This is a genomic window from Aetokthonos hydrillicola CCALA 1050 (genome assembly GCF_017591665.1).
GTDB classification, from domain to species: Bacteria; Cyanobacteriota; Cyanobacteriia; order Cyanobacteriales; family Nostocaceae; genus Aetokthonos; species Aetokthonos hydrillicola.
The window spans coordinates 31,152-44,988 of record NZ_JAAKGC010000062.1 but is presented as its reverse complement, the minus strand read 5'-3'; the positions used below and the strand labels follow the sequence as shown (position 1 = coordinate 44,988).

11 protein-coding genes are annotated in these 13,837 nt (G+C 39.7%); 5 read left to right on the top strand and 6 right to left on the bottom strand.

The features are described from left to right. Window positions 1–127: 127 nt before the first annotated feature. The 6 genes from G4P69_RS25165 to G4P69_RS25140 form a co-directional block, all read right to left on the bottom strand. Entirely contained in the window at window positions 128–1,036 is a 909-nt protein-coding gene (locus tag G4P69_RS25165; protein ID WP_310834272.1) for a carbohydrate ABC transporter permease, read from the bottom strand. Next, window positions 1,033–2,664, bottom strand: a complete 1,632-nt coding sequence (locus tag G4P69_RS25160) for a serine hydrolase (protein WP_208341156.1) — start codon at window positions 2,662–2,664, stop codon at window positions 1,033–1,035. Before G4P69_RS25160 ends, G4P69_RS25165 begins: the two co-directional genes overlap by 4 nt. Before the next feature lie 217 nt (window positions 2,665–2,881). Beyond that, the gene (locus G4P69_RS25155; protein ID WP_208341155.1) at window positions 2,882–3,637 is read right to left on the bottom strand and encodes an RNA methyltransferase; all 756 of its coding nucleotides are present in this window, start codon (window positions 3,635–3,637) and stop codon (window positions 2,882–2,884) included. A gap of 274 nt (window positions 3,638–3,911) precedes the next feature. Further along, the gene (locus G4P69_RS25150) at window positions 3,912–5,048 is read right to left on the bottom strand and encodes a mechanosensitive ion channel family protein (protein WP_208341154.1); all 1,137 of its coding nucleotides are present in this window, start codon (window positions 5,046–5,048) and stop codon (window positions 3,912–3,914) included. A 139-nt stretch (window positions 5,049–5,187) separates the two neighbouring features. Then, window positions 5,188–6,381 (bottom strand): mechanosensitive ion channel family protein, encoded by a 1,194-nt coding sequence (locus tag G4P69_RS25145; RefSeq protein WP_310834271.1) that lies wholly within the window; start codon window positions 6,379–6,381, stop codon window positions 5,188–5,190. A gap of 449 nt (window positions 6,382–6,830) precedes the next feature. After that, on the bottom strand, window positions 6,831–7,307 hold the full coding sequence (locus G4P69_RS25140; protein ID WP_243902315.1) for an MEKHLA domain-containing protein: 477 nt from the start codon (window positions 7,305–7,307) through the stop codon (window positions 6,831–6,833). 633 nt (window positions 7,308–7,940) lie between these two features. Here G4P69_RS25140 and G4P69_RS25135 point away from each other — a divergent pair. The 5 genes from G4P69_RS25135 to G4P69_RS25115 are packed head-to-tail and all read left to right on the top strand — an operon-like array spanning window position 7,941 to window position 13,766. Next, a complete protein-coding gene (locus G4P69_RS25135; RefSeq protein ID WP_208341153.1) occupies window positions 7,941–8,924 on the top strand; it encodes a DMT family transporter in 984 nt (327 codons plus the stop codon). Window positions 8,925–8,938: 14 nt separating this feature from the next. Then, window positions 8,939–10,252, top strand: coding sequence for a DUF3326 domain-containing protein (locus G4P69_RS25130; protein WP_208341152.1), 1,314 nt, complete (start codon window positions 8,939–8,941; stop codon window positions 10,250–10,252). A 39-nt stretch (window positions 10,253–10,291) separates the two neighbouring features. After that, the gene (locus G4P69_RS25125; protein WP_208341151.1) at window positions 10,292–11,605 is read left to right on the top strand and encodes an aminotransferase class I/II-fold pyridoxal phosphate-dependent enzyme; all 1,314 of its coding nucleotides are present in this window, start codon (window positions 10,292–10,294) and stop codon (window positions 11,603–11,605) included. A gap of 47 nt (window positions 11,606–11,652) precedes the next feature. After that, on the top strand, window positions 11,653–13,239 hold the full coding sequence (locus G4P69_RS25120; protein WP_208341150.1) for a phytoene desaturase family protein: 1,587 nt from the start codon (window positions 11,653–11,655) through the stop codon (window positions 13,237–13,239). A gap of 53 nt (window positions 13,240–13,292) precedes the next feature. After that, window positions 13,293–13,766 carry a GNAT family N-acetyltransferase gene (locus tag G4P69_RS25115; protein WP_208341149.1) on the top strand — a complete coding sequence of 158 codons (474 nt, stop codon included), beginning with the start codon at window positions 13,293–13,295 and terminating at the stop codon, window positions 13,764–13,766. The last annotated feature ends 71 nt before the right edge of the window (window positions 13,767–13,837 follow it).

Here is a 13,837-nt window from a genome sequence, read left to right as displayed (position 1 = left end):
CTCTTAACAGGGAACAGGGAAAGAAAAAAAACGTGACTTTGTGGGTTTAAAGCCCACTTGCAAATAAAGATGTATTTCGAGACGCGCAGCGCTCTTAAATACGGCGTCCTTGTTTCAATCCCACGGCTTAAGCCGTGGGTACACTGTTCCCCGTTCCCTGTTCCCTGTTCCCTCTGAACTCTGCACTGCGATTGAGCAATAATCTTAAAATAGATAATCCCAAAATGATTAAAAATAGTACCAGACCGATTGTACAAGCGTAGCTAATTTCCAAGTTACTAAACGCTTGCTCATATAAATAGTAAACAATTGTTTTTGAACTATTTCGTGGACCACCTTGGGTCATAATATATACTTCTTCAAAAACTTTAGTCGCAGAAATAGCCGAAATAACTGCCACTAAAGCTAAGTACGGTTTCATTAAAGGTAAAGTTATATCCCAGTGTTTAATAATACCGTCTGATCCGTCAATTGTTGCAGCTTCATATACATCAGCAGGAATGGATTGTAATCCAGCTAGATAAATCACCATATAGTACCCCAACCCTTTCCACACTGTGACAGCCATGACACTAAACAGTGCAAAATGAGGATCCGTTAACCAGGGAATTCCTGCGGGGATAATACCCTTTAGTAACTGATTGAGTAAACCATTTTCTGCATATAGCCATCTCCAAGCAATTCCTGCAACTACTACAGAAATCACCACCGGCGCATAATAAGCAGCCCTAAACCAGTACATCCCGCGCAATTTCTGATTTACCAAAATTGCTAATGCTAAGGGAGCAATTACCAAAATTGGTACTACACATATAAGATACAATAACGTGTTGCCTAAAGTTTTCCAAAAAACAGGGTCATTCCACAGACGCTGGAAGTTAGTAAAACCTGTCCATTGTGGTAGCTGAGTCAGATCGTATTCGTAACGCGTAAAGCTTAAGTAGAATGCTTGTAGCGCGGGCGAAAATACGGTTAATACTAAAATCGTGAGGGCTGGTAACAAAAACAAGTAAGGAGTTAGTCGCTGCTTGATCACCTTTGGTATGGGTAGTAATATTGCTGGGTGGTGATTGGAGGTTGATAACCTGGCATGGGGTAGTATTGAGGAGGAGTCATAACAGGGGGCTGATAACCTGTTGAAGGTAGGGTGCTTCCTGTACCGTAATATGGAGGTGCCGTGATTACAGGCGCACGATAAGTTGTCGTAGGCATTGTAGGTACAGTGTTGCGTACAGAGGGATTTAGAGCAGGAGGCTGATAAGTAGTTGGGGGTACGGTGTTGCGTACAGATGGATTCGCCGCAGGAGGTTGATAATTATTTGCAGGTGGAGTGTTGCCTGTCCCGTTGGCTGTAGTACCATTTGGGTTTATCTGTTGGTAAGCAGCACGAGAAATTGAGCTAATCAATCTTTCTGCGCGGTTATCATTATTCGGGCGTTGTACCATTACAGAGATAATATAGCGTTTGCCGTTTGGTAGCTCAACCAAACCCGTATCTGCTAGCATTGTGCCAATATCACCTGTTTTGTGGGCAACCGTTACGCCTGAACCCAATCCTGCTGGTAGGAGATTATTTCTCACAGTGCGACGCATAATATCTAAGGTGCGATCGCGCGATGACTGACTCACGAGATTTCCTTTCGTCACCATTCCAATCAAACTTGCCAAATCTTTAGGGCTAGTTGTATTTGTCCCTTGTAAATCAGGAAGCTGATTGTGAATAGCTGTGGCTGTTAATCCCCAACTTTGAATACGCTGATTCAATTCTTCAATTCCACCTAGACGTGACATCAGCATATTAGCGGCGGTATTGTCGCTAACTGTAATCATCTTAGTGGCGAGTTCTAGGATTGTAAACTTAGTCCCTACACGTTTGTACTGTAAATCTCCAGAACCACCAGCAATCATCTGCTTTTGCAGAGTCATTGTCTCATCTAGATTAATTTTTCCTGCATCCACATCTTGGAAAAGAGCGACAAGAATGGGAAGCTTAATTGTGCTGGCGGCGGGAAAACTAGACGAGGCGTTGACATCGACATAAGAACCATTCTCCAAATCTACCCACAAAATTCCTGGTGTCAAATTTGGTTCGTTAGCTGCTAGCTTTTGGAAAGCTGCTTTTAAGTCACCATTTTCTTGAGACAGGGATAAACCACTGCCGTTAGAGTTATTACTTGGGGTATTTTGTGGTTGTGCTTGCTCAACAGTTGTGTTAGATTGCGATTCTGGTCTAGTAATACGAGAGGCTGGGTCGAATACTGATAAAACTGTACCTACAATTGCCCCAATCCCAACTCCGACAATTAACAACCGCATAGCATACAACATCGTTTTTGCGAAGGGCTTTAATTGCGTTTTTCGGGAGCGATTGCTTTTTTTCGACACCACTTGCTTGCGGGTGCGTAGTTTCTTGGAGCCAGGGTTGGGGTTGAAGGGTGGTGTTTTTCCCTTCATAGCGTTGGGATTGAAGGGGGGTATTTTTCCTTTACCAGTGGATATTGGTTTTACAACTGGTACGACTACTGGCGATTTTTTTTTAGCTTTAACAACTTTGGTAGATTTCCCTTTATTCTGACCCAAGTTTTGGTTTTTTTGCCCAGGAGGCTGGCGACGGTCTAAAGGTTGACGCTGCCAAAAACCTGTTGTGGTAGTTCTCGTTTGCATAAAATAAAGTATATAACTTAACCGAATTTATTTACTTTTTGATGCCGGAGTAGTTTTGTATTTATCCCACACCTGTAATAATATCTTTAATTACCGACCTATTCATCGCAATGCCCCATGCCCCATGCCCCATGCCCATTTATTAAGTAGTTTTGTATTGAGTTTAAGGCATGTTATGGATTTTGGCAGGATGGCTGAGTCTATCATAAGCAATGAGTCACAAATTTTCACTGTTCAAATTTTCAATAGCCCATTCTATCTGCCGTAAAATTCCTCGTAACATGGCGACTTCCCTAGTCTGTAACTGTGCTCGATTATAGATTTGCCGAAATTTTTCCATTCTCGTAGTTGCTGTGTGGGGATAAAGATAACCAATTTTAAGCAGTAATAATTCTAACTGCTGATAATATGATTCTACGACCTCTATAGGTGCTTGTTCATACTCAGATATTGAGATTTCTTTATCTGCAATATCTGTCAAGTTAATATCAATACTCTGCGCTAGTTCATAACAGCATATTCCTACAGCAGTAGCCAAATTTAACGATAAATAGCTCGAATTAGTAGGAATACAGACAAATTTTTGAGCATAATATAATTCTTCGTTGCTTAATCCTCTGTCTTCCCTACCAAAGATAAGTGCGGCTGGCTGTGTTGGTTCTTCTATGAGCCAAGGTAGTGCAGTGCGGGGATTTTCAAGAGATGTTTCGGGATTACGCACACGAGCAGTTGTGGCGATCGCTCGTGTACATCCGTCCAATGCTGCTGGTAAGGTGTCTACTATCACAGCAGATTCTAAAACATCTTGGGCATGAACTGCCATCTGTTTTGCTTCCTCAGAAAGTGGGTTGCATAGGGGATTAACAAGGACTAAATGATTGAACCCAAAATTTTTCATCACCCTTGCAATAGAACCCACATTAAGTGCTCCTTGTGGTTCCACCAATACTATTCTCACTTGGTTCAATCCCATTTCTGACTCCCTTGGTGTCAAGAAACAGCAGTTTTCGTTGTTGAAGGCATCTAAAACCCAAAACACTCTGTTGAGAGAATTCCGGCAGCAACTAATTGTACAGCAATTCCTTCCTCTGCGCCATCGTTTATCAAGAATTCAGGAGTCAGGAATCAGAAAACACCACCCATAAAGGGATGGTGTTTTAAACAAAAAGTTTTAACCCCTGTCTCGTCGACAAGGGAGGCGGTTTTTAACCAATCATCATTCTGAAGACTCACGTCACGATAAAGCTTTAGATAGGGACAGGAGATTCCAGGTAGAGAGTTGGCTCTTGGATGATAAATTCTATACCATAGCTTTCTAGCTTCTTGGATATAGAATCATTAGCTAACTCCAACAATTGCTTACGGAACTCCAATGAATTTTCGCTTGAACCCAGAATGAAGAAACTGACTCTTGCTCGATATTTGTTTTGACCATCCTCATAAGGAAATATACTAATTTTTGTGCTGTTCGGATCGATACCAAACAATGTATTAGTACTTTCTTTGACCACCTTTTCTAACAATGCTTGCTCCGTTTTTTCTAATGCTCGAGGAAAATCAAGGTAAAGCAATACCATCACCTTTTTCCCTCTTGTAATATTTTCAATATCTGCACTTGCCATCGTTGAATTTGGCACAACGACAAGGGTACTTTTAGCCAATGTGCGCAACTTTGTGGAACGTAAACCAATCGCTTCTACACGTGCAAACAATATTCCTTGAGAACTTAAATTAACGCGAATATATTCTCCTGGCGTGTAAGGACGGTCTAAGTAAATGACAATTGTCCCAAAAATTTGTTCAAGAGTTTTTTGAGATGCAAACGCTACTGCTATACCGCCAATACCCAAACCTGCAACTAACCCAATCAAGTTGACGTTCTGGCTTTGTGCAAATGCTACAGCGACAAAAAAACCAATGATGACGTTGGCAATCGTTTCAAATACTAGCAGTAACTCATCTACTTCGAAACCAAATTTGCGAATCATGTTGATGCCATAATAACGCAAGAAGTTTTTAAATATCCCTGACATTAGTGTTGCTATACTAATCGCGATGGATAAATCCGAGAAGAATTTGAAGAATCTGTAAAATCCTGTGTATTCTTGAATAAAGTTCAGACATAAAGACAGGAGAATTAACGTCGCCAAAAGCCCCAGTTTTTTTTCTACTGGATCAAATATATTTTGATAAATCTGGAAAATCGGTTGAGGTGATATTCGGCGAATCAGTAGCTTGAGAAAGCGGGGGATTGATTTCCCAAAAATCACTGATAAGAAGACAAAAACTAGGAAAATTCCTAGTTTTATTCCTATTGCAATCAGAAGCTTTTGGGTTGCTTCATCAAGCGAATACCATGAGTTTGTTGTTAGTAGTGTCCCCATTTCTTCTTAAGAGCTAAGTTAATAAATTATGCAATAATTCAGGAGTCAGAAATTATAAAGATTGTTTATTTAGCGTATCCTAATACGCTGATTCAATACTTTACCAATTTTTGAATAATTCTGACTCTTGAATTCCTTACTAAATTGTAATTGGTGCATCAACATCAACTGGTCTTTCTTCCAGATCGAAAGCAATACCATACTCTTTTAATCGCAAAGTGATATTTTCTTTCGCCATCAACACCAGCTGACGACGCATATCCATTGACATTTCTCCAGAACCTAGAATGAAAAAGTTAATCTGTGCTTGAGTTATTCTCCCTTTACCATCTTGAACAATATCTTTAAATGTCACATCTGTATTGCGAGTGTCAATGCCAAAAATTTCTTTGGTACTTTCTAATATCACTTGTCGAATCAACGCTTTTTCATCTTCAAGTACTTCTCTATATAGTGTTAAATACACTAAAGATACAATTTTTTTTGCTCCTGTAAAGTTCTCGATACTCAGGTTAGTCAAGGAATTGTTCGGCACTATGGTGACTGTTCCTTTACCAGAATTGCGAATCTTAGTGGAACGTAATCCAATCGATTCAACTCGACCAAATGTACCATCTGGTAAACCGATATAGTCATCTATCACGAATGGTCTATCTATATAGAGTACAACCCCACCTAGTATTTGGGATAAAGTTTGCTGCGCTGCGAATGCGATCGCTATTCCTCCAATTCCCAAACTTGCTGTTAAACCTAAAACATTAATTCGATGAGTTTGAGCAAAAATAAAGAAAATCACCAAAAAAATCACTGCATCGGCTATGATATTACCGACTACTAATAACTCTCCGTTAATTTTACGATTTAGGACAGATTCTTGTAAGTAAACCTGATATGCTTTTTGAAACAAGCGAGAACTCAACCAACCTACCGTAATTGCCACTATCAGCGATAAACCCAATTCTAGATAGTTAAGCCAAGTTGGTTTGGGAATTAGTAATAAAATCAGGTCAACCAATACTAAGAAAAAAGTTCTGGTTAACAAATTTTGATATTCGGGAACCACTTTGTCATATATTGCTCTTCCTTGAACCGACAAAATGCGAGTTCTTAAAAATTCATTCATTTTTGTTAATAAAAAAAACAAAACAAATAGTAATATAAAAAGCCCAGCAATCAACCCTATCCCGCTGGTAACTATTACTATAGGCAGCAGATGCTCTCGAACTGTTTCAATAAAGAGAGTAATATCCAAAATACAAGCAACTCCATTATAAATATCGAAGACAAATAACTTGCCGTAACTGCTCACAGACGATGGGCTGGGTATCGCCATTGATATAAGATTCTCATAACTTGTGCACAGATGTACAGAAGTTATAGGAATTTTGTATGAAGTTACATAAAATACTAAGGCTAAAACTTTTGCGATGCAACCTTTTTAGCCTTGTTTGATTTTATACAGCTTCACAAGATTTTGGGATTAATCATTAAAAAACATCATATATCGAAGCGTTTCTCTGATTGCAATTGTTATTTTTTTTTAAGTTTTTACTTTTTTTATTCTGAGTTGTGATTTTTGAATTCTATTCTTACGATCTTTTTGGGGAATTCAGAACCTGAGTAATTGTAGACTGGGAGTGGCAGATCTCGCTGCGGTCAACGAAACCCTGAACCCATCGCTTTTGAACAATTAGCACTCTTGTGTCACTTTCAAAAAGATGTAGATCAATTTTATACAACAGTTTGAGTAAGGGAATATATTTACATTCGTAGGTAACTCACTTAAACTTTTAAGTCGGAGAGGAAATTAATCTTGGAGAACACAGCAGCTTGACCACAATGCTGTTTTTGCTCATCTATGACGTTCCAGAGAATACCATCTTCAATAAAGAAGCGCTTACCAGTGCTAGAAATACGGATACCAGAATAAGAACTAAAACCTTTGATTGCTGTTTCTTCTAAAAGGCGATCGCGCTCCGCCTGTACCACCTGCTCAGCAGTTTTTCTCGAGGGCATTTGGGTAAATTCTTCCCAAGAAAGCTCCCATAGTTCTAGAGCTTTCCGATTACCATAATTAAAAATAGGGTCTGTTTCTGTACCGTGAGAAACTAAAACAAACGGTGCTTCAAATAATGCTTGTGCGACTTCCAGTGCTGAGCCATTAGTATCTAACAAAAAATTTCCAGTCCAAGAGTGAAAACTAGATAGTAGGTGTTGGGTGTGATAAATCACTGGCTCTTGTTGCCAGGGGAGTTGCATAGTGGTACTTATAGGAACTTCAGAAGACAAGTTTAGCTCAAAACCTGACTACTTAAAAACAAACCAAAATCCAACCCACAAAATCATTAGCACTCTCAAAACTATATTTACGATAAAGCGAACTTGTTTAATTTTCCACAAAACATCCCAATGAATAATTGCATGAGCAGTTTTCGAGAGTGGGACAGTATCTCTTAGAGGAATTTCACGAGTGAGGTTTTTATAAGTTAGGTGGTGACAATGACGGCTTCTAAGCCAAGGGAATAGGATGCAGTGATTTGCAGTTAATGACTGACACTTTGTGCTTTTCGCGTACCAGTTTGACGAATGAATATACGAGATATACTCGTTTGAGTGTCCCATAATTGCCTTACCTAATCTTGCCGGAGATGCATTACTTATTTAAAAGTATTTATTTAAACAAAAAGCTACTAATAAAATACTGAAATAAGTTTGCTCAAAATTCATCGGTAATAGCCACTATTTGGGATTGTTTAGATCTGGTTCTAGTTCTAGAACTTTCACTTATTTCAGCAATTCCTCTTGCCATTGTGGTATTATTAAATGCGCAAACTAGATGCAGAACCTTATTTTCGTGTATTCTGGTGTACGGAGTTCATGATGGCTATTTAGATGATCGACCAGATTGAAATCACAAAAGAGCAATCTGATAGCAAGGCAACAGAAGCAATAATTGCTGCTTTCCTTGCTATATGGATTTTTGGGATTATGGCCATCTTAATTCGATGGAGTGAAAATGAAATCAGCCCTACTGCTACAATGTTCAATCGTTGTTGGATAGCGGCTGTCATTTTTGGAGTGTGGCAAGAGCTTTCGCTTTTGCGTCAGCGTTGGTTGGGAAAACAACCTATCATCAAGCAGTCATTCAACACCAAACAAATCCTGCTACTAACAGTAACAGCAGCATTTTTGTGCGGTACTCAGATTCTTTGGGCTTGGTCTTTAACTCAGACCAGTGTGGCAAATTCAGCATTGATACATAGCTTGACACCATTGTTTACCGTCTTAGTAGGATACTTACTCTTCAATCAACGGTTTGATTATAAATTCCTCATTGGTCTTGCGATCGCAATGGTAGGAACAATTGCCCTTGGCTTAAATGACCTGCAAGTTGCCTCTATTAAACTTCAAGGTGACTTACTTGCTTTGTTGTCAGCGCTATTGTGGGGTGCTTATCTTCTAGCAGTTGAAAAACTTCGGACACAACTATCAGTGACAACAATCTTGACATGGGTTTGTCGGATTGGTACCGGTTTCTATTTGTTAATTCTATTCACTACCCACGATGAATGGTTTCCCCAATCTTGGCATGGGTGGCTGAGTGTTATTGCATTAGCCTTAACTCTTATTTTCGCCAATGGGTTGCTTGCATACAGCCTCAAATACTTGCCTTCTAGCCTTGTAGCAATGATTAATCTTTTAGATCCAGTGGTGAGTGCCTTTTTAGCTTGGATTATATTTGCAGAGGCTTTGAGTTGGTTAAACTTGCTGGATTTTGCCATCATTATGCTAGGTCTTTACCTTGCTATAACCAGTGAACAAGAAAGCAACGACCAAATGAATGAATTTAAAGAGTCAAATATCAGCAACATTTAAACCTACAAAACTAGATGTCACAAGTATTTACCAAAGATTTCGCAATAGAATGCATACCTGCTAAGCGGACATGGCGCGAAATTGCTCGCAAAATAGCAGAATTACCGCTACCAGGTATTCCCATTAGACTTATATTAACAGCAGTTGAGGAAAACACGCTGACATTTGAATGTAGCTTTGTTCAAACTCAAAAACAACCAGTATGGTCTTCTTTATTAGAGATCAATATTCGCCAAGCTGTATCGGCAAAACCCTTTGTAGCTGTTAGTATCATTCCCACAGGAGTTCGAGCGGAAATTGGTGGATTTGCTGGAGATGCTACCCCCAGTACTAATCTATTAGCCACAGCTTGTGACTACTTAATTACTAATCCTAATGCAGTTACGGCATCTGACCTTTATTATGCTCACGATAACGTTCTTTATTTAGAAGGCAATTTAATCTGTCATCTCTTACTAGGCAATATTGGACTGATTCCAGAAAAACAGAAAAACGTAGCTGCAATTATAGAAAAGCCTAAAGATGAAAGATTTTTAAACAATGTCCTCAACGCTCTCAATGGAATGCGCGCCGTGAGAGGGATTAATATTGATCCTGTTATCGTTACAGGTGCGCACATTGAAACCCGATGTACCTATTCCGAATACGGAAATGCTTCTGGGGAATTTCAAGGCATTGACGAACTGATACGGGCTTTAGATATTGTTGAAACTAGCACAGCTGGTGCAGTCGTGCTGATGACAACCTTGATGGTTGAGGATGAGATTCGACAGCAATACTATAAAGGAGATGTCATTCCCAATCCTTGGGGTGGTGCAGAAGCAATTATGACTCACATGACCACTAATTTCTATCCATTTACTGCTGCCCATGCACCCTTATTATTGGAGTGGGAACATACAGGATTTGGTAAATTGGTAGATCCTAGAGATGGAGCAGAATTAATTTCTAGTGCTTATGTTTGTTCACCTTTGAATGGGTTAATCAATTCTCCCCGTCCAGTAAAATTTGATACTCCTGTAGCAGCAGGTGAAACCAGAATATCAGTGGAAAATATTTCGGCAGTAGTCATGCCAGAAACAACCGTAGGGAATATTCCTTTCTTGGCTTCTTTAGATCAAGGTATTCCTATCATCTTAATCAAAGATAATAGCACAAAGTATAATATCACTCCAGAAAGACTAAAAATTGATGAGACTCAGGGTAGAAAGATATATCGTGCCAATAGCTACATGGAAGCTACAGGACTACTGTTAGCCCTGCGTCATGGTATTATGCCAGAGAGCACAACTCGCCCAATGCCAGAAATTAAGCCTATTTTTATCTAAACTTTGTATGGGTATGGGATGGAGCATCACTTAAATCTTATGACTCAACCAACCTCTGCTTATCAGCTAATTGCATCTCATAATCAGGATATACGGGTGAATCTTTATACCCCTGCCCATCAAGGAATTGCTCAAAATAGCCTGAGTCAAGAAATTTATGAATATGATGTGCCTTTTCTTACTCGTCCTCGTACAAACAATATAGAACAACATTTTTCTCGTTTGTATGGGACTAAACATAGTTTTTGGCTAACTGGCGGAGGGACTCAAGCAGTATTAACAGCTTGTGCGTTATTAGGTACTCAGTATAAACGAGTGGCGATCGCTCTCAATAGCCATATCTCCACAATTAACGGTATCATCTTGGCAGGTTTGGAGCCATATTTTATTGCTTCAAAATCCCTCATGCCAACAACCAGTGAAGTAATTGCTGCATTAGCAACCAGTTCTGTATCGACTTTGTTACTCACTCATCCGAGTTATGAGGGGGTAACAATCGAACTAGCTAAGGTTGCTGATTATTGTCGCCGACATGATATTGCTTTAGTGGTAGATGAAGCACACGGCAGTCATTTTCCCTTTCTTGGCGAACAATGGCAATCGGCGATCGCTCTTGGTGCAGATATCGTTACCCATAGTATGCACAAGTATACGGGGAGTTTAGTACAAACTGCCTTATTGCATTTACCCTCCTCTTCTCGATTTAGTGTTGAAGAAGTTATGGGGGTTTTAGCTTTATTTGAACCTACTACCCGCAATAATCTGTTAATGTTGAGTATTGAAGATGCGATTAACAAGGGGTATTCAGAATCAGGTCAAGCTTTATTTAGACAAGCCATTAAGGAATGCGCGAGCTTACGAGTTCAACTGGATGGTTATGGCAAGATTTTAACTTACGACCCTCAAGTGAGCGATCCTCTGAAAATCTATTTAACAAGCGATCGCACTACAGGGGAGCAATTAGCAGAACTGTTGTACGCACACGGGATTGATGGGGAATTTTATAGTGAAGAGGGATTGTTATTGATTTTTTCTTTCCATCACAATCAACAAGATTTTCAATATATTCGAGAAACTTTTGCTAAAGTTGTGTCAATTCTGAGGGAAAAAGAACCAAGAAATATTTTTCCAGAAAGTTATTTTTGCCGTCAACCTCAAATAAAAGTATTACCCAAAGAAGCTTTTTTTAGTCGAAAACAAAAGTTAACTCTTGAACAAGCATTAGGTAAAATAAGTGGTTGCTGTATTAAGAAAGTTCCACCTGGTATTCCTGTGTTAATACCAGGGGAAGAAATCACTAATTGGCATCTGAAAATTTTGCCATCCACTACTATTGTTGACATAATTTCTTAAATAAAAGAACTCCTGACTCCTTTCATTAATATCTTTAGGGGGAAATAATGCTATCTTTAAATACAAAAAAAAATTACGATGTTGTGATAGTTGGTGGTGGACACAATGGACTGATTGCAGCTTGTTATCTCGCCAAAGCTGGGCGCTCTGTTTTGGTGCTAGAACAACAAGATAAAGTAGGAGGAACAGTTGTTTCTGAACAAGTATTTCCTGGTGTTGAAGCAAAACTCTCAGTTTATGCCTATCTAGTTGGAATGCTTCCACAAAAAATTATCTCGGATCTAGACTTAGATTTTCAATTTCGACACAGAAATCCAGCCTCCTTCACTCCATTCGAGAAGAATGGGATACATCAGGGTTTGCTGATTAATCACGAATCTGAAGCCGTCACGAAACAATCCTTTGAGCAACTGACCGGAAGTTTAGACGAATACCATAGCTATCTCAAATTTTATCACCTGCAAAAGTCTTTAGGAAAGCATCTTTGGGATTCTTTGCTTCAACCAATGCAGACTAAAGAGGAGATTAAAAATCGCTTTCAGACAGAAGAAGAAAAACTAGCTTGGCAGTTATTTATAGAGCAACCCTTGGGAGTTGTTATTGAAGAATTCTTTCAAAGCGATTTGGTGCGGGGTTTGGTGTTCACAGATGGAACTATTGGTACTTTGACCCATCCCCATGACTTGTCATTAAAGCAGAATCGGACATTTCTCTATCATATCATTGCCAATGGCACAGGTGATTGGTGTGTTCCAGTTGGTGGTATGGGGAAGCTAACAGAGGAACTTATTGCTCAATGTACAAAAAATGGTGTGGAGATCCTCAACTGTGCTAAAGTCACGAAAATAGAGCCAGAACAAGGGCAAGCAATCGTCCAATTTCAACACAATAATCAACAAAGCTGTGTAAGTGGAAGCTATGTCTTGGTCAATCTTGCTCCGAAAAAACTTTCCCAACTGTTGACTGGGTATAATCCTCCTAACGATCCCACAGATGAAGGCTCTTTTGTCAAAATCAATATGGTTTTAAGCAAATTACCTCGTCTCAAGGCAGATCTGGATCCTGTGGAAGCATTTACTGGAACATTCCACGTCAACGAGGGTTATCAAAACATCATTGATAGCTACAATATGGCTTGTAAAGGAGTTATACCACAACAACCTCCCGGCGAGTTTTATTGTCATAGTTTAACGGATGATTCTATTCTCTCACCATCCCTAATATCAAAAGGCTACCAGACTCTAACTTTATTTGGTTTAGAAATGCCCTATAGCCTATTTGTTAACGACAATGAAACAGCGAAACAGAGAGTACTGGACAATTATCTTAATGGGGTAAATCAATATTTATTAGACCCTATAGAAGAATGTATAGCTCGCGATGAGAATGGTCAACTTTGTGTTGAGGTTGCAACTCCGGTAGATGTGGAACGCAAAATAGGGATTCCCACTGGTCATGTTTTCCATCAGTCTTTATCATGGCCTTTTGTAGAATCAGAGGAAGAACGGGGAATATGGGGTGTGGAGATTGGCTTTGATCACATTTTTCTGTGCGGTTCTGGAGCAAAGCGCGGAGGATGTGTTAGCGGGATTCCAGGTCATAATGCAGCGATGAAGATTATCGGAAACAGCTAACTACTATAGCTACAGCTTAGCTTTATATGTTATAAGTACAATTGCAGATCATTATGATTCGATCAACCAGACCCGATGATATAATCTCACTACTAGCTATAGCCAAAGAGATCGGTTTTCAAACAAGCGAACTCGCTCAACTGAGTGAAATGCTGAGCGATTACTTCAGCGGTGATAGCGACGGCGAACGCTTTTGGATTACCGATGAAGATGACAAAGATGGAGCGGTGGGGGTTGCTTACTGCGAGCCAGAAAGGATGACTGATCAAACTTGGAACCTTCTATTTATCGCCATTCACCCTAACCATCAGGGACAAGGACGCGGTGGAAAACTGCTTCGCTACGTTGAAGAGACTTTGAAAATGCGCGGTGGACGTATGCTACTGGTGGAAACCTCAGGTTTGCCGAGTTTTGAGCGCACGCGAGCATTCTACCAAAAATGTGGCTATGAAGAGGAAGCACGCATTCGCGATTTTTATACCGAGGGTGATGATAAAATCGTATTTCGTAAAGTGCTAGATGGGTAACGATGATTTGCCCCATTTGCTTATCCTAAAAATTTGGAATCACTAGCTTACCCATACTCAGTCCACAGTTA